The 22361-nt window shown below is 59.4% G+C and carries 22 protein-coding genes; 7 read left to right on the top strand and 15 right to left on the bottom strand.

Features of this window, described 5'->3' with window-relative positions; translation table 11 throughout:
* Nucleotides 1-12: 12 nt before the first annotated feature.
* Complete coding sequence (locus tag AC0V6K_RS06725; RefSeq protein ID WP_472626048.1) at nucleotides 13-510, bottom strand: GAF domain-containing protein; 498 nt, start codon at nucleotides 508-510, stop codon at nucleotides 13-15.
* A gap of 87 nt (nucleotides 511-597) precedes the next feature.
* Between AC0V6K_RS06725 and AC0V6K_RS06720 the strand changes: the two genes are divergently transcribed.
* Nucleotides 598-2076 carry a PQQ-dependent sugar dehydrogenase gene (locus tag AC0V6K_RS06720; RefSeq protein ID WP_472625814.1) on the top strand — a complete coding sequence of 493 codons (1479 nt, stop codon included), beginning with the start codon at nucleotides 598-600 and terminating at the stop codon, nucleotides 2074-2076.
* 39 nt (nucleotides 2077-2115) lie between these two features.
* On the opposite strand, the gene AC0V6K_RS06715 is transcribed toward AC0V6K_RS06720, so the two are convergent.
* Nucleotides 2116-2940 carry a DUF815 domain-containing protein gene (locus tag AC0V6K_RS06715; protein WP_472625812.1) on the bottom strand — a complete coding sequence of 275 codons (825 nt, stop codon included), beginning with the start codon at nucleotides 2938-2940 and terminating at the stop codon, nucleotides 2116-2118.
* A 7-nt stretch (nucleotides 2941-2947) separates the two neighbouring features.
* A complete protein-coding gene (locus tag AC0V6K_RS06710; protein WP_472625810.1) occupies nucleotides 2948-4690 on the bottom strand; it encodes an acyl-CoA dehydrogenase family protein in 1743 nt (580 codons plus the stop codon).
* A gap of 94 nt (nucleotides 4691-4784) precedes the next feature.
* On the opposite strand from AC0V6K_RS06710, the gene AC0V6K_RS06705 reads away from it, so the two are divergent.
* On the top strand, nucleotides 4785-5732 hold the full coding sequence (locus tag AC0V6K_RS06705; RefSeq protein WP_472625808.1) for an L-threonylcarbamoyladenylate synthase: 948 nt from the start codon (nucleotides 4785-4787) through the stop codon (nucleotides 5730-5732).
* Here AC0V6K_RS06705 and AC0V6K_RS06700 read toward each other — a convergent pair.
* The 6 genes from AC0V6K_RS06700 to AC0V6K_RS06675 all read right to left on the bottom strand — a co-directional run bounded on the left by AC0V6K_RS06700 (nucleotide 5729) and on the right by AC0V6K_RS06675 (nucleotide 11168).
* Nucleotides 5729-6055, bottom strand: coding sequence for a hypothetical protein (locus tag AC0V6K_RS06700; RefSeq protein WP_472625806.1), 327 nt, complete (start codon nucleotides 6053-6055; stop codon nucleotides 5729-5731). The genes AC0V6K_RS06705 and AC0V6K_RS06700 overlap by 4 nt on opposite strands.
* Nucleotides 6056-6124: 69 nt before the next feature.
* Complete coding sequence (locus AC0V6K_RS06695) at nucleotides 6125-6862, bottom strand: head GIN domain-containing protein (RefSeq protein ID WP_472625805.1); 738 nt, start codon at nucleotides 6860-6862, stop codon at nucleotides 6125-6127.
* 149 nt (nucleotides 6863-7011) lie between these two features.
* Nucleotides 7012-7548 carry a CarD family transcriptional regulator gene (locus AC0V6K_RS06690; RefSeq protein WP_472625803.1) on the bottom strand — a complete coding sequence of 179 codons (537 nt, stop codon included), beginning with the start codon at nucleotides 7546-7548 and terminating at the stop codon, nucleotides 7012-7014.
* Between the two features lie 301 nt (nucleotides 7549-7849).
* Entirely contained in the window at nucleotides 7850-8188 is a 339-nt protein-coding gene (gene fdxA / locus AC0V6K_RS06685; protein WP_472625801.1) for a ferredoxin FdxA, read from the bottom strand.
* Nucleotides 8189-8256: 68 nt separating this feature from the next.
* On the bottom strand, nucleotides 8257-8535 hold the full coding sequence (locus tag AC0V6K_RS06680; protein WP_472625799.1) for a S4 domain-containing protein: 279 nt from the start codon (nucleotides 8533-8535) through the stop codon (nucleotides 8257-8259).
* Nucleotides 8532-11168: a helicase-related protein gene (locus AC0V6K_RS06675; protein ID WP_472625797.1), complete on the bottom strand. Its 2637-nt coding sequence runs from the start codon at nucleotides 11166-11168 to the stop codon at nucleotides 8532-8534. Before AC0V6K_RS06675 ends, AC0V6K_RS06680 begins: the two co-directional genes overlap by 4 nt.
* 239 nt (nucleotides 11169-11407) lie before the next feature.
* Here AC0V6K_RS06675 and AC0V6K_RS06670 point away from each other — a divergent pair, with 239 nt between their 5' ends.
* The 4 genes from AC0V6K_RS06670 to AC0V6K_RS06655 are packed head-to-tail and all read left to right on the top strand — an operon-like array spanning nucleotide 11408 to nucleotide 15226.
* The gene (locus AC0V6K_RS06670; protein ID WP_472625795.1) at nucleotides 11408-13057 is read left to right on the top strand and encodes a peptidoglycan DD-metalloendopeptidase family protein; all 1650 of its coding nucleotides are present in this window, start codon (nucleotides 11408-11410) and stop codon (nucleotides 13055-13057) included.
* Between the two features lie 60 nt (nucleotides 13058-13117).
* Nucleotides 13118-14113 (top strand): porphobilinogen synthase, encoded by a 996-nt coding sequence (gene hemB, locus AC0V6K_RS06665; RefSeq protein WP_472625793.1) that lies wholly within the window; start codon nucleotides 13118-13120, stop codon nucleotides 14111-14113.
* On the top strand, nucleotides 14106-14663 hold the full coding sequence (locus tag AC0V6K_RS06660) for a GNAT family N-acetyltransferase (protein ID WP_472625791.1): 558 nt from the start codon (nucleotides 14106-14108) through the stop codon (nucleotides 14661-14663). Before hemB ends, AC0V6K_RS06660 begins: the two co-directional genes overlap by 8 nt.
* Nucleotides 14660-15226 (top strand): gamma carbonic anhydrase family protein, encoded by a 567-nt coding sequence (locus AC0V6K_RS06655; protein WP_472625789.1) that lies wholly within the window; start codon nucleotides 14660-14662, stop codon nucleotides 15224-15226. Before AC0V6K_RS06660 ends, AC0V6K_RS06655 begins: the two co-directional genes overlap by 4 nt.
* A gap of 43 nt (nucleotides 15227-15269) precedes the next feature.
* On the opposite strand, the gene AC0V6K_RS06650 is transcribed toward AC0V6K_RS06655, so the two are convergent.
* Entirely contained in the window at nucleotides 15270-15785 is a 516-nt protein-coding gene (locus AC0V6K_RS06650; RefSeq protein WP_472625787.1) for a DUF1993 domain-containing protein, read from the bottom strand.
* Between the two features lie 50 nt (nucleotides 15786-15835).
* Entirely contained in the window at nucleotides 15836-17446 is a 1611-nt protein-coding gene (locus AC0V6K_RS06645; protein ID WP_472625785.1) for a cisplatin damage response ATP-dependent DNA ligase, read from the bottom strand.
* A gap of 95 nt (nucleotides 17447-17541) precedes the next feature.
* On the opposite strand from AC0V6K_RS06645, the gene AC0V6K_RS06640 reads away from it, so the two are divergent.
* Nucleotides 17542-17859: a hypothetical protein gene (locus tag AC0V6K_RS06640; RefSeq protein WP_472625784.1), complete on the top strand. Its 318-nt coding sequence runs from the start codon at nucleotides 17542-17544 to the stop codon at nucleotides 17857-17859.
* A 25-nt stretch (nucleotides 17860-17884) separates the two neighbouring features.
* On the opposite strand, the gene AC0V6K_RS06635 is transcribed toward AC0V6K_RS06640, so the two are convergent.
* From AC0V6K_RS06635 to AC0V6K_RS06620, 4 genes are all read right to left on the bottom strand, one after another.
* Nucleotides 17885-18889 carry a ligase-associated DNA damage response exonuclease gene (locus AC0V6K_RS06635; RefSeq protein WP_472625782.1) on the bottom strand — a complete coding sequence of 335 codons (1005 nt, stop codon included), beginning with the start codon at nucleotides 18887-18889 and terminating at the stop codon, nucleotides 17885-17887.
* Nucleotides 18890-18937: 48 nt separating this feature from the next.
* Nucleotides 18938-19492, bottom strand: coding sequence for a hypothetical protein (locus AC0V6K_RS06630; RefSeq protein ID WP_486172587.1), 555 nt, complete (start codon nucleotides 19490-19492; stop codon nucleotides 18938-18940).
* A gap of 19 nt (nucleotides 19493-19511) precedes the next feature.
* Nucleotides 19512-21917: an ATP-dependent Clp protease ATP-binding subunit ClpA gene (clpA, locus tag AC0V6K_RS06625; RefSeq protein WP_472625778.1), complete on the bottom strand. Its 2406-nt coding sequence runs from the start codon at nucleotides 21915-21917 to the stop codon at nucleotides 19512-19514.
* Nucleotides 21918-22077: 160 nt separating this feature from the next.
* Nucleotides 22078-22278, bottom strand: a complete 201-nt coding sequence (locus tag AC0V6K_RS06620) for a DUF1192 domain-containing protein (RefSeq protein WP_472625777.1) — start codon at nucleotides 22276-22278, stop codon at nucleotides 22078-22080.
* Between the last annotated feature and the right edge of the window lie 83 nt (nucleotides 22279-22361).

Raw genomic sequence — 22361 nt, 5'->3', positions numbered from 1 at the left:
AAAATTCAGAGATTAGACGCGTTCAACCAGCAGTGCGGCGAGCGCTTCGACCCCCTCGGCATCATCGGTTGTGAAGCGCTCGGGATCCGGGCTGTCGAGATCGATTACAGCGATGACCTTTCCGTCGCGCTTTATCGGCACAACAACTTCCGAACGGCTCAATGCGTCGCAAGCGATGTGACCTGGGAATGCGTGGACGTCCGCGACCAGTTGCGTCTCGCCGGATTCTGCTGCCGCGCCACAAACCCCTTTGCCCATGGGAATACGGATACAGGCTGGTCTGCCGAAGAACGGGCCAAGGACCAGCTCATCTTCCCCGGACTTGGATGGCCCAACCCGGTAGAAGCCAGCCCAGTTCAGATCCGGGATAAACTCCCACATCAATGCGGCGACATTGGCCATATTGGCAACGCCGTCCGGTTCGTCTGCCGTCAAGGCGTCAGCCGCCTTCACCAACTGCCGATAGCGTTCGGCAGTGCTCGTTCCGGGTGTGGGCTTAAAGTCGAAGATAGTCTTGTCTCTCAAAATGATCGCAAGGCGCGTGTTCTTGAGTAAGCATGCTTGCCGATGCCTTCGCACGCGCCTATTTCCCGCCATATGGCTATTCTTCGCAAGCTCGCAATCACCCTACTTGTCATTGTCCTCATTGCAGGTGTCGGAATCTACTTCCTAACCCGCGGAAACACGGCTGAATTGTCCGTTGATGACGTTACTGGCGTGGAACCGACTTTGGCGGAACCCAACTCTGAAACGGTACCCACGGTCAACATAGCCACGCCTGTCGGCTGGGATGAAGGTGAGCTTCCGGAAGCCGCCGAGGGTTTGACTGTCAATCGCTTCGCCGAAGGGCTGGAGCACCCGCGCGTTCTTTACGGACTGCCCAATGGCGATGTTCTGGTCACCTTAACCCGCGCACCGGCGAAAGATGACAGTGACGGCGGCTTCTTTGATGCCATTTACAATTGGATCGCCGACTACCTTCAGTCTGAAGCAGGAGCGACCGGAGAATCCCCCAACCAGATTGTGCTTTTGCGTGATGCGGACGAGGATGGCGTAGCGGAGGTCAAGAAAGTGATCCTGACTGAGGGGCTCGACTCTCCATCGGGTATGAGCTGGCGCGATGGCACGCTTTATGTAGCCAATCACAATGCGGTTTTGGCTTATGATTATGAGCTAGGTTCGGACGAGGTCTTGGGAAAACCAACCAAGTTGATGGACCTGCCCCCGGGCGGCGGCCACTGGATGCGCAATATCGAGCTGCACCCGGAGAATGAGGAGCTCTTTATTGCAGTCGGATCAGTCAGCAATATCGGTGAACAGGGCATGGCCGTGGAGGAAGGCCGCGCGATGATCTGGAAGTATGATCTGGAGAAAAAGCGTCAGAGCCAATTCGCCGCAGGGATGCGCAACCCAAATGGGCTCGATTTCAGCCCGTGGAGCGGTGAGCTTTGGACCACAGTGAACGAACGCGACATGCTGGGGTCCGATCTCGTACCCGACTATCTGACCAATGTGCCGGTTGGGGCGCATTACGGCTGGCCGTGGATCTATTTCAAAGAGAACTTCGATCGCCGCGTAGACTCACGCATGCCACGATTCTTGGATAGTTATGTGCGTAATCCCGAATTCGCCCTTGGGCCGCACGTTGCCGGACTGGGCCTAGTGTTTAACGCCGAGGGCCATCGGATGGGCAATAGTTTTGCAAGCGGCGCCTTTATCGCGCGCCACGGCTCGTGGAACCGTAAGCCGCCATCAGGTTATGACGTCGTCTATGTGGCGTTTGATGAACGCGGCAATCCTACTGGTAAGCCAGTGCCTGTTCTGACCGGCTTTCTAAACGAAGATGGTACGACCAAGGGGCGCCCAACATGGGTTGAGTGGGCTGGCGATGGCTCGCTTTTGGTGTCGGATGATACGGCAGGGATTATCTGGCGCGCGGTTGCGCCAAAGGCTGATCCCGCGCCGGCGATCGCGCGTTTGAAGGGTAAGCCACTCCCGCCTCGCAAGAACTTGATCGATCCGCGTGCCGCATTTGAGGAAGACTATCTGCGCAAGCAGGCTGCAGAGGCGGAGTAAGCCCCGCCAACTCTTCCAAAGCCGCATTGGAAAGTTGCGCTAGACGACTTTCCCAGCGCGGCCCGCGAGTTCGACCGCGAATTGATAGGCTGTGCGTCCAGATCGGTTGCCCCGACCAATGGACCAAGCGAGCGCCTCTTCTTCATCCACCTCAAGATCTAAGGGATCGGTGTAGCTCCGCACTATCTCGAGGTAAGTGGCGCGGTCACAAGGGTGAAAACCAAGAGTAAGCCCGAACCGGTCAGCAAGTGCTAGGGCGCTGTCGCGCTCATCGCGCTCATGGAGGATATCTTCTCCTGCGCCTTCCTGTCCGATAATCGCGCGTCGATTGGCCGTCACCGCTAGACGAACGTTTGCCGGCCGAGGGGCCGCACCACCATCGAGCACACTGCGCAAAGCGAGGTTTCCGGCCACGTCCTCTGAGACAAAGCCAAGATCATCGACAAACAGCAGGAAGGCGCGGTCGATCCCCGCCAGCATCTCAAGCAATGCCGGAATGCCGGAGAGCGAACCGATACTGACCTGCACCAATGCAAGTGAGTCTGGCTGACGTGTTTGGATATCGGCTACGGCGGCCCGCACCAGTGCGGATTTTCCTGCACCGCGCGCCCCCCACAGCAGCATGTCATGCGCCGCCGCACCCCGAGCAAGCCGACCCATGTTTTCGCGAACAGCCTGTTTTTGATCCTCAATTCCGCGCAACTGTTCAAGCGGGAGCGCGTCCAACTCAGCGATTGGAAGTGCAGATCCCTTGTCCCAGACAAAGGCTGGTGCGGATAACCAGTCCACGGGGCCCGGAGGCTGCGGAGCCAAGCGCTCGAGCGCTGAAGCGATCCGTTCTAACAGCTCGCGTTCGGAACCCATGCGCTATCTATCCTGCCAGCTTCTCGGCTGGGAGGGTGTAAAGCAAGTCAGCGCCTGCAATCGCACCGGCCTTCATTCCCTGCGCTTCGGGTACGATCCGATCGAGGAAGAAGCGCACTGTTATCGGCTTCGTCTCTGCGAGCGACGGCGCGGCGCCATTGGCCACAGCCTGCGCTTGTTTCATCAGCTGCCAACCCGCAACTGCGACCGAAGCCATAGTACAAAACGGCACGCTGCCGGCAAGGCGGTCATCAAGGCTCGCTTCGTCGCGCATCCAGCGAGCAATATGAGCGCAATCCGTGGCGAGAGCGGCCAATGCTGGCTCGTCGGCGGCTTCGCGCGCAATCTCGTCAAACAAGGCGATCATGGCCTCGCCGCCATCAAGACCGAGCTTGCGCGTGACAAGGTCAGCGGCCTGAATGCCGTTTGTGCCCTCGTAAATCGGAGCAATCCGGCTGTCGCGCCAGTGCTGCGCCGCACCGGTTTCCTCGACAAAGCCCATTCCGCCATGGACCTGAATACCGATTCCGGAGACTTCGACGCCCGCATCGGTGCCCCAGGCTTTGACCAGCGGAACCAGGATGTCGGCGCGATGCTTCGCAGCTTCATCGCCGATGGACGCGCGGTCGACTTGCCCGGCACAGTAATACAGCAGGGCGCGGATACCCTCAGTCAACGCTTTCATACGCAAGATCATGCGGCGCACATCAGGGTGTTCGATAATCGCCACAGGGTTCTTGTCCGGAGCGCCTGCGCGCGCCGATTGCACTCGGTCCATCGCATAGGCAATCGCCTGCTGCGTAGCGCGTTCGGCGATTTGTGCACCTTGGTTTCCGACATTGATGCGCGCGTTGTTCATCATTGTGAACATCGCCATCAACCCGCGATTGGGTTCACCCACCAGCTCGCCCACACATTCGCCATTGTCACCATACGACATAACGCAAGTCGGTGACGCATTGATGCCGAGCTTATGCTCAAGGCTGATGCAGCGTAGATCATTGCGGTTGCCGAGCGATCCGTCCTCATTGACGTGATATTTCGGCACAAGGAACAGCGAGATACCACGCGAACCCTCGGGCGCACCAGGCAGGCGGGCGAGAACAAGATGGATGATGTTCTCGGCCAGCTCGTGCTCACCCCAGGTGATGTAGATCTTCTGACCCTGGATCAGATATTTGCCCGAATGTTCGCCTTCCTCAATCGGAGTAGCGGTGGAGCGCAGCGCGCCAACGTCGCTGCCCGCGGCTGGCTCGGTCAGGTTCATCGTGCCCGACCATTTGCCGCTGACAAGGTCCGGGAGGTACTTCGATTGCTGGTCCTTGCTCCCATGACTTTCCAGCGCTTCGATTGCACCGACCGAAAGCATTGGTAGCAGATTGAACGCCATGTTCGCCGCGCCAAGGTTTTCGAGCACGTTGCAGGCGAGGGTGAAGGGGAGGCCTTGGCCACCGAACTCCTCGGGTGATGCAATCGCGTTCCAACCCTGCTCGACATAACCGTCATATGCACCCTTGAAGCCATCGGGCAGGCGGACAACGCCGTTTTCAAGTTTGGCACCTTCAAGATCGCCTACGCGGTTGAGCGGAGCAAACTCGCCAGCGGCAAACTGGCCAACACCCTCGACAATCGCTTCGACAAGATCAGGCTCGGCATGGCCGAACTTTTCCGACTGGGCGATCTCTTCAATCCCTGCATTCACGCGAATGGCGAGCAGTTGATCCTGAGTGGGAGGCGTAAAGGGTGTCACGGGCGGTTGTTGTCCTAAATTTGGTTTCTTGGCTTGCGCGGAAAATGTGGTGTGCCTCTTGGCACTTTGTAAGCGGGAATATACCGCAGCGCGCATGAGCGGCAAGAACGTTACGGAAGTGGTGCTGGCAGATGCCGAGGGTATCGCCAAAGCGGCGCGAATCCTTGAGGGTGGCGGCCTTGTCGCCGTGCCGACCGAGACGGTCTATGGTTTAGCCGCGCGCGCCGACAGTGCGGAAGCGGTTGCCAAGATTTACGCCGCCAAAGGCCGCCCTGATTTCAACCCGCTGATCGTGCATGTGCGCGATCTTGAGCAAGCAGAGAGCATAGCGGTGTTCGATGACCGGGCACGGGACTTGGCCGAAAGGTTCTGGCCTGGTCCGCTCACGCTTGTTTTGCCGCTGCGCGATGGGGCTCCGGTGGCTGGTGCCGTGACGGCGGGTTTGCCAACGATTGCCATTCGCCAGCCCGCACATCGCGCGATACTGGCCGTGTTGGAGGCAACCGATTTTCCGCTCGCGGCGCCATCCGCCAATCGCAGCGAAGAGATCAGCCCCACACGGCCCGAGCATGTGGTCGCTTCTCTTGGTGATGAGAATCCGGTGGTCCTTGATGGCGGCGCGAGTCAGGAAGGCGTTGAATCTACCATTGTCGCTTTGCGCGAGGACACAGGGTGGTCGCTGCTTCGTCCGGGTCCTGTGAGCAAAGAAACGCTCGATCGAATTCTCGGTGCGGATAATGCTGTTGGCGAGGCGGGCATTGAAGCACCCGGGCAAATGGCACGGCACTATTCGCCCGGAAAGCCTTTGCGATTAAGCGCGAGTGCGCCAGAAGCAGACGAGTTCTTTATTGGCTTCGGTGGTTTGGCCGGGAATTGCACATTGTCCGAAGATGCCGATCTGAACGAGGCGGCTGCGCGGCTCTATGATTGTCTGCATCGGGCAGCGGCCTCGAACAAGCCGCGCATTGCCGTTGCGCCCATCCCTTATGGTGAGGTTGGGCGTGCGATTAATGATCGGCTGCGTCGGGCTGCGTCGGACTAATCGTCTTCTGGTTCAGCCGGAATTGTCGGGATAATAGCCTGCATCTCGTTATAGGCCTCAATTGCCTTGCTGCATGCCTTGCGGTTGCCATCGCGGCATTTTTCGGTTTGTTTCTTGTACTCACGCTCCAGCTCGCCGAGCCGTTCTTCGCGCTTGCGGATTTCGCGACCGCGCTTTTCGTCGGCTTCGGATTGGCTGGTTGTGGCGAGATCTACCGCCTTGCTGCCCACCTTTATCGGCGCCGTCACGACGTCGGCAATTGCTCCGGCAACACAACCGGAAAGCAACAAAGATGCGGTGAGCGCGAAAAGGGGGTGTTTCATGCGCATGGCCCTTTGTCGCGCGTGCGGGCCGTTAAAGCAAGGATCTCGACCTAGGGGTTGATGCGCAACTTAGTCTGCCGGCCCGCAATCAAGCGACGATGCCCCAGACGTGTCACCCGAGCACTTGGCCGAACCGATTACGGTTACCTTACTGGCACCTGAAAGGTCGGCCTTGACGATGCCGTTTGAGGAAAGAGTGACGCTTGATGCACCCGACAAGTCCGCTTTCACGTCATCAGCCAGCAATTCGCGCAAGCTTGCGGAGGTCGAGCCCGAGAGATCGATGATGAGGCGCTCGACAGAACCGGCGACGGTCACTTCGCTTGCTCCGGACATATCGAGATCGAGATTGTCAGATTCCAGCTTGGCCACCGTCACTGAGCTGGTGCCCGACGTGTCGATTTCCGCATCGCTCGCCATAACCTCGCTTTGGATGCTGCTTGTGCCCGATGTGCTCAAGGCCGAGGGCGGGGGCATGGTGATCCGAACGATAGCCTTGCCATTGCCGTTATAAACTCCCGATTCGCGTCCGATGCTCAGCTCGTCGCCAGAGCGATCGAAGCGCAACGCCTCTTGCGCATCCTCATCACCCTCGAGTGTCATGCTGAAGTTCTCACCATCGGTGATAATGACTTCGTCCACGCCGGACATGGAGATCGCATCGGGTGCATCGCCGCTTTGGTCGAATTCACTGAAGGCAACACCGTCAACATCGTTCCAGTTGACCGAGACGTTGCAGCCGGAGAGACCTACGCCCAGTGCCAGTGCGGCAAGGGGTGCGATACGTTTTGTGAAATGTGTGATCATGAGAGCTTCTCCACCGGGGAATGTGTGTTGCCATTGTAATACACCACCGGCGTGCGTCAAGTGTCTGGGCTCAAGCGTGCTGCCGTCCAGGCCAACGAAAAAGGGCCACCCATTCGGGCGGCCCTTAATGCGTTCAGACGCTGATCGACTTACTTGTCGTCTTCGTCGTTATCGTAATATTGCGGAGCGTGCTCGCGCAGGACCTCGAGGATCTTCTCCAGCGCAGTCGCCTCGTCGGTCTCCTCCATCGCAGCAAGTTCGCGTGCGAGGCGGCTCGATGCCGCTTCAAAGATCTGACGCTCGGAATAGCTCTGCTCGGGCTGATCATCCGGGCGGAACAGATCGCGGGTCACTTCGGCGATCAGAACGATCTCGCCTGAGTTGATCTTCGCTTCGTATTCCTGAGCGCGGCGCGACCACATGGTGCGCTTCACCTTGGGCTTGCCCTTGAGCGTTTCCATCGCCTCTTTCAGCGTTTTGTCGCTGGAGAGCTTGCGCATGCCGATCGACTCAACTTTGTTGATCGGAACGCGCAGCGTCATGCGCTCTTTCTCGAAACGCAGCACATACAGCTCAAGCTGCATGCCAGCGATCTCTTCGTTCTGGATTTCAGTAACACGACCCACGCCGTGTTTCGGGTAAACGACGTAATCGCCGACGGTAAAGGCGGGCGCATTGCTTGCCATGCGGGTTCCTTTCAAACGAGCTCAACGGGCCATAGGCAACAGACGTCTTTTCCTGCGGCCCTGCGTCACCACCATGCGAGCAAGAGCCGTGTCGTAACCGTCCAAATCGTTGCTGCTGGGTGTGAGCCTTTCTAGTCTTTCTTATCGCCAGCATCGGGGCTGACCGACGCGGTGCACGTATTATATAGCACACTCGCAACAAAATTGCGAGTCATGCGTGAAAGTGTGCGGGCGAGCGTTCGGTTGATGTGCCGAACGCGGAAAAAAGCTAATCGTTTTCGATTGAAACCGAAGGGGAGGATCAGTCGCCTTCGCCAGGCTCTGCGCTGAAATACTTCTCGAACTTGCCTTCTTCACCTTTGTGCTCATCGGCATCGGCGGGCGGTTCTTTCTGGCTGGTGATGTTGGGCCACTCGGCTGAAAACTTGGTGTTCAGCTCAAGCCATTTCTCAAGACCATCTTCGGTATCGGGCAGAATCGCTTCGGCAGGGCACTCTGGCTCGCACACGCCGCAATCGATGCACTCGCTGGGATTGATCACCAGCATGTTTTCGCCTTCGTAGAAACAGTCGACCGGGCACACCTCGACACAATCGGTGTATTTGCATTTGATGCAGTCATCGGTGACGACGTAGGTCATTGCGGATCTTTCATTCCAGTAAGGTCAATTTGCGGGCGTGCTATGGCGATTTCATCCGGTGGGTCAAGCTATTGGCGGTCCAACTCGCGATAATGATCCTTCGCCCTTGCAGGAGAGGCACGCCTTTCGGGCAAAGCCAGCACCTCGACAATGCGAATCTCATTGCCAACCGGCATGGTGAGGACATCGCCGATAAAGACGTTCTCACTGACGCGCATCACACGTTTTCTATTGCAGCGTAAAGCATGGCCCTCGATCATCGCCTTTGCAGCGGAGCGGGTGCGCGCAAAGCGTAGGTAAACGAGCAGGCGGTCAACTCTGATTGAAGGGACCGCTTCGTCGCTCATTTGCGCAGGAGATCCGCCAGGCCGTCAAATGCACCGCTTGCCTTAGCGGGCCCGGTATCTGGTTTAGGGCGGTTGTCATGCCTAGGGCCTTTACGTGGACCTTTGCGGTCTTGTGGCTTGCCCTTGCGTGGTTGACCCTTGTGATTGCCAGCCTGCTTCCGCCTTGCGGCATTGCCACCCCCTCGCTTGGGCATCCAGGTCCATGAATCGGGCGCGGCTGGTCCAAACGCGCCTACCGCCAGTTCGCGCGGCCGCTGCAATCGGAATCCAGCGCTGCCCAAAAGGCGCCGCGCGTTCTCCTCTTCCAAACCGATTGAAACGGGTAATGCCAGATCGAGGTGGAAACGCGGATTGCGCTCTTTGCCCGCTGCTTCGCTGGCCTTTGCCCGCGCTTCAAATGCGGCGCGTAGGACCTTCTCTGCCAGATCGACGCGGATGACCTGACTTCCTGCGAGCCTGTATCCGGCAGGAATTGTCTTTGTGTCAGCAAGGAACGGTAACATTGCCGGCTCCAGCGGGCGGCTATCCAGACTAAGCGCGTGGAGCAGCTGACGCGGCGCGGGTTTGAGCAAATCGCGCGCGAAGATGTCGAGGGTGCCGAATGTGATACCGAGCTTGCGCAGGAACGGACGCATTTCCTTGGGAAGGTGTTGAAGCCCTGCATTTTCACGCGACACAACACCGCGCGCGTCGATTAACGTGATCAGCAGCGCGCGTGCTTCGGAGCCGGCCTCCGGATCGCGTGCGGCTTCGGCCAATTTGCGCAGCGGATCAAGTGGTGCGAGCTTGGTCTGCAGCCATTCACCCAAGCCCCGTTCCAGATCGGCGCGCGGACTGTCGGCGAGCATCGAAATCTCGCGGGCAAGCTGCAAACGTGGCGCAGCGAAATCGCCCGGAAATTCGATCTCCGCCAGCGGGCGGCCTTGCCAAGTGATCTTGCCTTTCTCGATGGCCAGTTCTTCGATGCCATCGCCTAGAAGCCATTTGGCACGCTGCTCCAGAATGCCGGGCAGGGCCCTTTCGCCTGCGGCCAACAGCATCTTTCGGTCGGCCAGCGTTGCATTCGGATCGACGGCGAAGCGGAAGCCATCCAGACGACCGATCACTTCGTCTTCCACGGTGATACGGCCATCGTCTTCAAGCTTTACGGGCAATGCGCTGGCATCCTGTCCAAGCGATTTCATAAGTATCGTCGTCCTTCGATTCACAAACCGTTCGGTCAAGCGCGCGTGTAGAGCATCGGACAGCTTCGCCTCAACCGCTCTTGCGCGCGCTGCCATCTCATCGCGCGCCAAGACCCAGTCGGGCCGCTGGCAAATATAGGCCCATGACCGGATGGCCGCGATCCGCCCCTGCAGCGTGTCGATATCGCCCTGCATCCGGTCAAGCTCTGCAATGCGCGCGGCAACAAAGTCTGCGCCCAGATAGCCATCCTGCAAGTCCTGCCATAGCCGCGCGACAAAGCGCGAATGCGGATCCACGCCGATTTGGCGGAAATCGGGCAGTGAGCACGCCTCCCAGAATCTTCGCACAGAGCCCGCGCCTTTCACGGTTGCCCCGATTGGTTCGGAGGCGAGGCGTTTTAGGACGGCTAGGTCGATCGCTTCTGGTGCAGGACGGAGCACTTCGCTGTGCGGCTTTCTTTCCAGATCGCCGATCAGGACATTGAGTGTATCAAAGCGGGGTTCGGCCTCGCGCCAATAAAGCTTGGTCAGCGGCGCGAACTGATGCTCCTCAATCGCGTAAACTTCTTCATCGGTGAATTCGAGCGGCGCTCCGCTGCGATCTCCACCACCAGTCAGAGTGCCAAATGTGCCATCGCGTTGGTGCCGCCCCGCGCGCCCGGCGATCTGCGCCATTTCGGCGGGCATGAGCCGTCGTTTGCGTCTTCCGTCAAATTTGGACAGTGCCGCGAAGGCGACGTGGTCTAGGTCAAGATTGAGCCCCATACCGATCGCGTCGGTGGCTACGATATAATCGACCTCACCATTTTGGAACAACTCGACTTGCTTGTTACGCGTTTCCGGTGAAAGCGCCCCCATGACCACCGCCGCACCGCCGCGGAAGCGCCTGAGAGCCTCGGCCATGGCGTAAACCTGCTCCACCGAGAATGCGACCACGGCGCTGCGCGGCGGCAGGCGCGATAGCTTGCACGTGCCCGCATGGCTAAGCGTCGAGAAACGTGGCCGCTCGATCAATTCAGCGCCAGGGATCAGCTTCTTGACGATAGGCTCCAATGTGGCCGAGCCGAGGATCATCGTTTCTTCTCGCCCCCGTGCATTCAACAGCCGGTCTGTGAAGATATGCCCACGCTCCGGATCCGCGCCGATCTGCGCTTCGTCCAGCGCTACGAAAGCATGGCGGCCATTCGCTCCGGCACCCAGTCGATCCATCGCCTCGGCCGTGCAGCAGAAATAGCGTGCATTGGGTGGTTCGATGCGCTGCTCGCCGGTGATCAGCGCAACCGCATCATCGCCTTTTATCGCGCGTACCCGATCATAGACCTCGCGCGCGAGCAAGCGCAGAGGAAAGCCCATCATGCCGCTCGAATGTGCGCACATACGCTCGATGGCGAGGTGGGTCTTGCCGGTGTTGGTGGGGCCGAGCACCGCGCGCACTCGGGAGTCTGTCATTCGCTCGGTCACGACCATCCTTGTGTCAGCCCCGAAACGGGGGCGCAATGCCCCTCAAGAAACACTCCCAAGGGCCTTTCCGCAGCCTGTCCAATGCAGGGACAACCACTTATCGCATGCAAGAGACCTCTGGCCGAAGGTTAAGCGCACATTTACCTTGTTCGGGCATGACGGCTGCTAAGTAATGGTCCAAGGGTCTTCGCGCACCGCGCTGGGATCATAATTGCGGAATACGAGCGTTGAACGAACCGAAGCACATCAGCGAAGAAGAGTGCGCAGCGAGCGAGGAAATCGCCGCGAGAACCATTGCGCCTGTCTTGGCCAATGCGGCTCGCCGCGAACAGCTGACAAAGCATGAGGTTCGCAAGAAGCGCGCTATCGCCCGCGTCAATGGCATCGGTGCGCGTTATGACGAATGGAAGCTGAAAGTCAGCGGCTGGTTCGATCGTAATGACCTGACCCCCGACTTAGCCGAGAATATCGGCAGCGGACGTTGGTTCCGCGGCGTCGGGACAATGGTTGCTCTGGGTGCTGTTGCACTTGCTTTTTGGCCGGACATGACCCCGCTCGAAGCGCGCCCCTCCATGCCGACAGGCGAGGATATTCAGGATGAGTTCCGCAGTCAGATGATCACGCCGCTGGCCTTGGGCGCAGACAGTGGTCGCCGGATGGGGCCGACCGAGTTTGTCACGCCGCTGGAAAGCGCACCCGAACGTCCGCAGATCGAATTGGTCGCCACCCTGGCCAATGGTGACAGCTTCACCTCCATGCTCCGCCGCGCTGGCGTTTCGGGTACAGACATTGCGACTGTGACCAATCTGGTAGGTGGCACGATGTCGCTGAGCGAGATCGAGCCGGGCACCAAGATGGATATTGTGCTGGGCCGCCGTGCCGAACCAGGCGCGCCGCGTCCGTTGGATTCACTCTCCTTCCGCGCCCGGTTTGATCTGGCCTTGGACCTGGTTCGTGGCGGCGAAGACAATAGCGGTCCGTTGCGCCTGCAGAAAAAACCAATCCGCGTGGACACCACACCTTTGCGCGTTCGCGGCAAGGTCGGCAGCAGCCTTTACCGCTCGATGCGCGGTGCCGGTGTTCCGGCTTCCGCCGTGCAGGCCTATCTTCGCAAGCTCGACGAGCACATCGATATGGACCGCGAAGTTCGTTCTACCGATGAGTTCGACGTGATTATCGAGTATCAGCGTGCTGCCACTGGCGAGCGCAAGCCTGGCCGGCTTTTGTATGCTGGCGTTGACCGCGACGGTAAGGCCAAAACCCAGCTGATGAGCTGGGGCAGCGAAGGCCGCTTCTATGAAGCTTCGGGTGTGGGTGAGCGTCGCAGCGGACTGCTGGCACCGGTTCGTGGTCGACAGACTTCGCCATATGGCATGCGTAGGCACCCGATCCTCGGCTATCGCCGAATGCATAGCGGGATCGATTACGGTGCGCCGACAGGTACGCCGATCTATGCTGTGACTGACGGCACCGTCATTTCTGCTGGCCGCGCTGGCGGTTGCGGCATAACCGTCAAACTGGACCACGGCAGCATGCAAACCCGTTATTGCCACATGAGCCGAATGGCGGTGAGCCGCGGGCAGAGCGTCCGTCGCGGTCAAGTCATCGGCTATGTCGGTTCCACGGGTCGTTCCACGGGCCCGCACCTGCACTACGAAATCTACCGCAACGGCCGAACGGTGAATCCGGCGACGGTTTCGCATATCAGCCGTTCGGAGCTGTCGGGTAGCGAACTCGTCGATTTCCGCCTGCGACTGAACCGTCTGCGCCAGATCGAAGTCGGCGCTGCGCTGGCCGATCTGGTTCCGACCAAGACGGAGCTCGACGAGCCCAAGCGCGAGATCGAAAAAGTAGATAACGCGCAAACCGTGCGCTGATCTGCGCGCCGCCAATCACTGCCAATTGCGCTAAGTGTCAATTTGCGGCAACACCGCCGCATGACAGGCAGCTATCCCAACACCCGCCTCCGCCGCACTCGTGCGACCGGCTGGAGCCGTGCACTTCACCGCGAAACGCTGATCACACCGGCGGACCTGATCTGGCCGCTTTTTGTTACAGACGGGGAAGGCGTGGAAGAGCCCATTGGCACTTTGCCTGGTGTTTCGCGCTGGTCAGTCGACGGGATTGTGGAACGCGCCAAGGATGCGGTCGATCTGGGTATTCCGGTCATCGCCCTGTTCCCGAACACGCAGCCTGAGCGTCGCAGTGAGAACGGTGAGGAAGCGCACAACCCCGATAACCTGATGTGCCGCGCGATTCGTGCGATCAAGGATGCTTGCGGTGACGATATTGGCGTGCTGACCGATGTCGCGCTGGACCCCTACACCAGCCACGGTCAGGATGGTCTGATCGATGATGCCGGCTATGTGATCAACGATGAAACGGTCGCCATGCTGGTCGATCAAGCGCTCAATCAGGCCGAGGCTGGTGCGGACATCATCGCCCCGTCTGATATGATGGACGGCCGCATCCACGCGATCCGCATGGCTCTGGAAATGAGCGGGCATCGAAATGTCCAGATCATGAGCTACGCCGCCAAGTATGCCAGCGCCTTTTATGGTCCGTTCCGCGATGCAGTGGGTTCGGGCGGGCTGCTGAAGGGCGACAAGAAAACCTATCAGATGGACCCGGCCAATACGGACGAGGCGATCCGCGAGGTCGAGCTCGATCTGAAGGAGGGTGCCGACAGCGTCATGGTCAAGCCGGGCCTTGCCTATCTCGACATTGCTCGCCGGGTAAAAGACGCATTTGGGGTGCCGGTCTTCGCCTATCAGGTAAGTGGCGAATACGCGATGATCGAAGCGGCCGTGGCAGCAGGTGCAGGAGACCGGGACGCGCTGGTCCTGGAAACCCTGCTGGCGTTCAAGCGCGCCGGTTGCAGCGGAGTGCTGACGTATCACGCGGCACATGCAGCGCGCCTTTTGAATGGCTGACTTCAGGCTTGAAACCGAACGTCTGATTCTGCGCGATTGGCGTGAAGAAGACTGGGCACCTTTCTGGGAAGGGACGAATACACCCCCCGTTATGAAGTTTCTGGGCGGTGTCGCAGACGCAGAAACAAAAGCCGACGCGCAGGCTCGGCTTGAGCGCTACAACCGTGATTTCGGCCACACATTCTGGGTTGTCGAGCGTAAATCAGATCGCGCAATCCTCGGCTTTTGCGGCCTGAAATGCTGCACCGACGAAAATGGCCCGTTTGGCGAAGTCGAAGCCGGTTGGCGACTGCGCGAGGATGCATGGGGTCAGGGCTATGCCACCGAAGCGGCGCGCGCGAGCATCGACATTGGCTTCACCCGTTTCGGCGCACAACAGATCATCGCCCTGACCGTCCAAGGCAATGAGCCGAGCTGGCGATTGATGCTCAAGCTGGGCATGGAGCGCAAACAGGACATGGATTTCGAGGATACGATGTGGTCGCTCGGGCTGGGCCCCGTTATCGTCCACGCCATCACCCGCGAACAATGGGAACAGCAACGAACATGACCCTTCACCCCGGCGCCAACATCATTCCGATCCACGGCAAGACGCCCAAGATCCACGAGACCGCCTTTATTGCGCCCGGCGCTACAATTATTGGCGATGTCGAGATCGGGGCGGGTTCTTCAATCTGGTATAATTGCGTGGTGCGTGCTGACGTCTTCACGATCCGGATTGGAGAACGCACCAACGTGCAGGATGGCAGCGTGCTCCACTGCGACCCGCCACGTCCAGGCGATGACGAAGGCTGTCCACTGGTTATTGGGGATGATGTGCTGATCGGTCACATGGCGATGGTTCACGGTTGCACGATCCATGATCGCGGCTTTGTGGGGCTTGGTGCGATCGTGATGAACAAGGCGGTGATCGGTTCAGATGCGATGCTCGCAGCAGGCGCGATGCTGACGGAGCGCAAGGTCATGGGCGAGCGCGAGCTATGGGCAGGCCGTCCGGCGAAAATGCTCAAACAGCTAAACGATGCGGCGATCATGGGCATGAAAGTCGGCACCGCGCATTATGCCGAGAATGCCAAACACCATAAGGATGCGGTCGACAAAGCAATGGGCTGAGCCGCGCCTACACCGGCGGTTAATTTCCGAGTAGGAAAGCGCCCTAGCCCGGCCCCTTCGTCAGATACGGCATCATGTGCGGGATGAAGTCCGCCTTGCCGATTTTCACTCCGTTCATCCGCAGGATCGCATAGGCCGTGGTGAGGTGGAAATAGAAGTTGGGCAGCGAGAACTCGCGCACATATTGCTCCGCCGTCATAGCGAAGGAATAGGCGCCGTCACCGATCGAGAACTCCACCGGGCTGTCGGGGGTGGGCAGGTCCTCGGGTGCGATTGAGTCGAGTAGCTTGTGCGTCTGCGCGATCAGCGCGTCCGCCTCTGCGAAAGACGTGGGCTCGTCCATAGTCCAAGCGACATCCGCCACGCCGAGTCGCTTGGCCGTATCGCCCGGAATATTGGTCACAAACCGGATCTGCAGTGCCAGCGAATACATATCATCGGCCAGCTTCATACCCAGTAAGGCCTCACCCTTCTCGTGCGCTTCGGCTTTGGCCAAGAGGCCACTTAAAGTCTTCAGGCGCGAGCGATAGGTGGCGATGGAATCATCGTAGAGGGACATGGGCAAACTCCTTTGCCGTTTCATCTAACGGCTCGGTGCAGCGCGGCAACCTAATCCCGTACCAATGCCCGCAGGTTCTCGATCCGATCCGCCTCGTGCACCGGCTTGTCCCATCGGATGCGGTGGATGCGGGGGAAGCGCATGGCGAGACCGGATTTGTGGCGCTTGGAAGAATGCACGCTGTCGAACGCGACTTCAAACACCAGCGTCCGTTCCACTTCGCGTACTGGGCCGAAGCGGTTTAGCGTTGTCTGGCGAACAAGCTGGTCGAGTTTCTTCAATTCCGCATCGGTGAAGCCCGAGTAGGCTTTGCCAACAGGCAGCAGGTCCGCGCCATTGTCGGGGTCGCCGTCCCAGCACCCGAATGTATAGTCGGAATAGAAGCTCGAGCGTTTGCCGCTGCCACGCTGCGCGTACATCAGCACGCAATCCACCAGCAGCGGATCGCGTTTCCATTTGTACCAGTATCCGACCTTGCGTCCGGCGATGTAGGGGCTGTCCTTGCGTTTGAGCATCAGCCCTTCGATCGCATCATCGCGCGCGCCTTCGCGGATTTCGGCGAGGTGTTCAAAGTCGCGCGCCTCAACGATGGCGGAGATGTCGAAATGGCTCTCTGGCAATCGCGGCATAAGCGTTTCGAGCGCGTCGCGGCGGTTGGTCCAGCTCTGTTCGCGTAGGTCTGCGCCTTCAATCAGCAGTGCATCGTAGAGCCGCACAAAGGCAGGGGCTTCGGCGAGCATTTTCTTGGAAACAGTCTTGCGGCCAAGCCTTTGCTGGAGCGCGTTGAAACTCGCAGCGCCACCTTCTTCGCCACCCTGAGAAGTGCCGCGCACCAGCAACTCACCATCCAGCACGGCGTCCATCGGCAGCACGTCGAGCAGCTCGGGAAAGGTGGCAGAGATATCGTCGCCCGAACGGGAGTAGAGCCTCGTCTCGGCGGTCCTATCTTCATTGGTCACCCGGCACAGCTGTACACGGATGCCATCCCACTTCCATTCGGCGGCATAGTCGGCAAGGTCGACCTCGGCCCCCTCCAGCGGATGCGCGAGCATGAAGGGGCGGAAGCGTGGCCGGTTGGAAACGTCCGGCGGGTCGCCGCCCTCGGCCGCCCATGCGAACAGCTCGGGATAGGGCGCGTCCAGCGCATGCCAGTACTCCTCGACCTCCTCGACCGACACGTCAAAAGCTTGGGCGAACGCCGTCTTGGCCAACCGCGCTGAGACGCCAATCCTCATCCCGCCTGTCGCCAGCTTGATCAGAGCAAAGCGGCCGTTCGCATCCAGCCTGTTGAGCAGCTTGGGTAACTCGGTCTGCGCGGTGTTGCGGTTGAGTGCGCCGAGCATCCCCACCACCTGCGCTACTGATGGCGGATCGACATCAATCGCATCGCTCTTGGGCCACAATAGGCTCGCTGTTTCCGCCGTATCGCCCACGAAATCGCGGCTTAGCGTCCAAAGCACCGGATCAACCCGGTCTTTCATCAAATTGCGGATGGTCGAGCTTTTGACTGCGGGGAAATCGAGCTCCCCCGTCAGCGCCGCCATAGCCCATCCACGATCGGGATCCGGCGTTGCGCGCAGGTATTCGGCGAGCAGCGAAAGCTTGCGGTTGCGGCTGGTTGTGTAGACCAAAGCATCAAGCAGGGCGGCAAAGCACTTCATAGAATGCCCCTTGCGCCCGCTTCATTGTGCAGACATGTACGCGGCTTATGGGCTTCCGGCAGTTCGAAGCCATCCAAACCGAAGGAATTCCTGATATGAAAATCGCCTCCCTCGCCGCCGCCATCGCTCTCGGTTCGCTTGCCGTTCCGGCTATGGCTGACGATCATGCCGAAGCGAAAGCCGAAGCCAAGGCCCCCAAGTTCACCACCGCTACGCCGATTGAAAAGCTTGTGGCCGATGAGAAAGCCAAAGCGGTTTTGGTGAAGCACATGGGTGGGCAGGATGTGTCCGCGCATCCGATGTATCCGCAGTTTAAGGCCATGAGCTTGAAAGCGGTTGCGCCATTTTCGCAGGGCATGATCACCGACGAGATGCTGAAGAAGATCGACGCAGACCTCGCTGAGATTAAGTGACCTTATGGCCTGGGGAGAGGGTGCTTCAGTCATCCTCTTCCTCACGGCCGATTAGTGCCAGCGCCCTTGCGCGGCGCTGACCCAATTCGCACCATCGCAGCAGAGCTTCCTCGCGCCCGTGCGTGATCCACGTCTCTGACGGATTCACATCCTCGATGGTTTGGGTGAGTTCATTCCAGTCTGCGTGGTCCGAAATCACCAAAGGCAATTCTACGCCACGTTGACGCGCACGCCCCCGCACACGCATCCATCCGCTCGCCATTGCTGTGATCGGATTGGGCAAGCGGCGTGACCAACGATCATTGAGCGCGCTGGGCGGGGCGATGATGATGCTTCCGCGCATATCCTCTTTCGAGTGATCGGCGACGAGCCGCAATTCTCCCAGATTAACGCCGTGCTCTTCATACAGGCGGCACATCTTCTCCATCGCTCCGTGGAGATAGATTGGCGCGGTGTGGCCCGCAGCCCGCAACTCGGCAATCACCCGCTGCGCCTTGCCCAAAGCATAGGCGCCCACCAGCACGCATTGCTCCGGATGCTCGGTGAGCGCCTTCAGCAATTTCGCCATTTCATCTTCAATCGGCGGGTGGGTGAAGACGGGCAGCCCGAAAGTCGCCTCAGTGATGAAGATGTCACAAGGTGTCACGTCAAACGGCGCGCAAGTCGGATCAGGGCGGCGCTTGTAGTCTCCGGTGATCACGACGCGCTCGCCGGCATGTTCGAGCAGAATTTGGGCCGAACCAAGCACGTGTCCGGCGGGAATGTAGGTTGCCTCGACCCCGCCCGGCAGCTTGATGCTCTCACCATAATCCACGGGCACCGCGCCTTCGCGGGTGTTGTAGCGCAGCTCCATGATCGCCAGCGTTTCGGGCGTGGCCATCGTCTGCCCGTGGCCGCCGCGGGCATGGTCGGCGTGGCCGTGGGTGACGAGTGCGCGGTCGACCGCACGGCTGGGATCGATCCAGACATCGGCAGGCACAACATGCACGCCCCACGGTTCAGGACGGATCCAAGAAAAGGGGGTGGTCATGATACCAAAACGATCAGGTCATGCCCGGTGTTCCCGCCCACTAACCCGCTATTTTGCAATCGGTTTCAGCTGGCCCCAGCAATTGTCCTGCATCGTGATGGGATTGCCATTGTCGTCGACATGCAGATCACCGTTTTTCATCCGAATGAGCTTAGGTGCGCTGCATACGAGCGCGCCGCCTTTGCCCTGGAAAAACAGCAGTTCAAGGCCCGGGCCTGTATCCGAGGGGTATCGGGAAACATCAACGGGCTTGCCCATGCAATCGGGCCCTTCGGTCGAGCGGAGCATCTTCATTTTGAGCAGATTGCCCAGCGGCTCTGAATAGCCATAACTCCAGGACAAATCGACCTTTTGCTTGCCGCTGACCAGATGGCCGGATCCATCGGCGTTAAAGGTCCATGTTTCCCGGCAAACGCTCTGACCATCAGAGCCCTTTTCATCGGCCGAAAACTGCCATGCAGGCACGCTGGTCAGTTCTTCGACAACTTCTGCGATGTAAGCGTCATTGGCCTCGGGGTTGGGGGGCTGCGTCTGAGCCGCTACCGGGGTGCAAAGAACCATAGTTGCTGCGATTGCGGCAGTGTTGAACGCGACCCGCTTCATATCTTCCCGTTCCTATGGCTTAGCTTTCTTTGTCGCTGCCTGACGCTTCCGGCTTCGCATTGCCACCATCTTTCTTGGCGGGCGGAGCCTTCTTTGCGGCAGGTTTCTTGCGGACCGGAGGTTTGCGCTTGGGCTTCGCCTTTGGCGGGGCCGGGGTGAGTTCGAACACCGGCTTGCCATCCTTGATGCTGACATGCACTTCGCCGCCATCGGCGAGTTTGCCGAACAGCAGCTCTTCAGCGAGCGGCTGTTTGATCTTATCCTGAATAAGCCGGCCCATCGGACGCGCGCCGTAGAGTTTGTCGTAACCCTTGTCGGCGAGCCAGCCGCGAGCATCGCTGTCGAACTGGATGTGAACGTTCTGTTCGGCGAGCTGAAGTTCGAGCTCGAGGATGAACTTGTCGACCACGCGGGCAACGGTGCTCTTCCCGAGATAAGCAAACGGCACAATCGCATCGAGACGGTTGCGGAATTCCGGCGTGAACATCTTCTTCACTGCTTCGGAGCCTGCATCTTCTTTTGATACGTCGCCAAAGCCGATGCCCTGACGCGCCATGTCGGATGCACCGGCATTGGTGGTCATAATCAAAACAACGTTGCGGAAATCGACGGTCTTACCGTGGTGATCGGTCAGGCGACCATTATCCATCACCTGCAGCAGGATGTTGAACAGGTCTGGGTGTGCCTTTTCGATCTCGTCGAGCAGCAACACGCAATGCGGGTTCTGGTCGATCGCATCGGTAAGCAGACCGCCCTGATCGTAGCCGACATAGCCCGGAGGCGCGCCGATCAAACGCGAAACGCTGTGGCGTTCCATGTATTCGGACATGTCAAAGCGCTTGAGTTCGATACCCATGATCGAAGCGAGCTGGCGTGCGACTTCGGTCTTGCCGACACCGGTAGGTCCGCTGAACAGGAACGAACCGATGGGCTTGTCCGGATCGCGCAGACCCGCGCGGCTCAGCTTCATGGCGGTGGCAAGGCGGGTGATTGCCTCGTCCTGACCAAAGACAACGTGTTTGAGATCGCGGTCGAGGTTTTCGAGCGCTTTCTTGTCGTCCTTGCTGACCGATTTCGGCGGGATGCGTGCCATAGTCGCGATAACAGCTTCGATCTCGCGCGCCGTGATCTTTTTCTTGCGGCGGCTGGGCGGGACCAGCATCTGCATTGCGCCCACTTCGTCGATCACGTCGATGGCTTTGTCGGGCAGCTTGCGATCATTGATGTAGCGTGCCGACAGCTCGACTGCGGTCTTGAGCGCGTCGGGTGTGTACTTCACACCATGATGTTCTTCAAACGCTGTGCGCAGACCTTTGAGGATCTTGATCGTGTCCTCGATGGTCGGCTCGTTCACATCGATCTTCTGGAACCGGCGCAACAGCGCGCGATCTTTCTCGAAGTGATTGCGGAATTCCTTGTACGTCGTCGAACCCACGCAGCGGATTGCGCCGCTCGAAAGCGCGGGCTTGAGCAGGTTCGAGGCGTCCATCGCCCCGCCGCTCGTCGCGCCAGCGCCGATGACCGTGTGAATCTCGTCAATAAACAGGATGGCGTGCGGCATGCCTTCCAGTTCGGAGACAACTTGCTTCAAGCGCTCCTCGAAATCGCCGCGATAACGGGTGCCCGCCAGCAATGCGCCCATATCGAGCGAGTAGATGACGGCTTCTTCGAGAACTTCAGGCACGTCACCTTCCACGATCTTGCGCGCCAAGCCTTCGGCAATCGCCGTTTTACCCACGCCCGGGTCGCCGACATAAAGCGGATTGTTCTTCGAACGGCGGCACAGGATCTGGATCGTGCGATCCACTTCCGGACCGCGACCGATCAACGGGTCAATCCGGCCATCTTCAGCCTTCTTGTTGAGGTTGACGGTAAACTGGTCGAGCGCGGTTTCTTTCTTCGCTCCGCCCTCTTTGCCGGCTTCGGCTTCGGGCGGGGTGTTCTCGCCTTCTGCGCCCTGCGGCCCGTTTGATTCGAGCTGGCGGCCACCTTTGCCGATGCCGTGGCTGATATAACTCACCGCATCCAGGCGGCTCATATCCTGCTGCTGCAGGAAATAGACCGCATAGGAATCGCGCTCAGAGAACAGCGCCACTAGAACATTCGCGCCCGTCACCGTGTCCTTGCCCGAGGACTGTACGTGCAGGATCGCGCGCTGGATCACCCGCTGGAAACCGGCGGTCGGCTGCGGATCGGCGTCTTCCTCCGTCTTGAGACTCTGATATTCCTGATCGAGATATTGCTTCACCACCTCGCCCAGTTCGGCAAGGTCCACACCGCAGGCCGCCATCACTTGCGCAGCATCTTCGTCATCAATCAACGCGAGCAAAAGGTGCTCGAGTGTCGCATATTCATGACGGCGCTCGGACGCGTTGGTCAGCGCGTTGTGGAGGGTCTTTTCGAGGTTTTGGGCAAAACTGGGCATGTGTTTCTCTGGTTTTGGCTTCGGTCAAAGCCGGGCGGTAAGACGCTGGGGGTGAAGAGGTTGCAGACCGGCAAAACCCGGCCTGATTGCGTCTCGAATGAGTTATATGGGGCCGGGCCGCGCAATTGCGACTCTGAAATGCAAGGTGCGCCTGCTGCCATCAACCCGGCTTACCAAACAGCGCATCGGCTGCGTCGCGGTGAGAGGCGGCTTTAGCGTAATGCGCTTTCACTCGGCCAATCTCTGCTTCAAGCAGGGCCACGCGTTCATCGAGCTCGTCCTGCGAATATGGGGCCAGATCCTCGGCGGCGAGGCGGCTCGCGGCATCTCCCTTGATGCGGGGCAGATCGTCGTCTTCCATCAAGGTGTAACATCGCAAGCGAACCCGCTTGCTGTCAATGCGCGAAACCGTTATTCGCACCTGCAACAAACGGGGCGCAAACA

This window comes from Erythrobacter sp. S43 (genome assembly GCF_057364955.1).
Note: the sequence above shows the minus strand (reverse complement) of the source record. Positions and strands in the feature narration are given on the sequence as shown.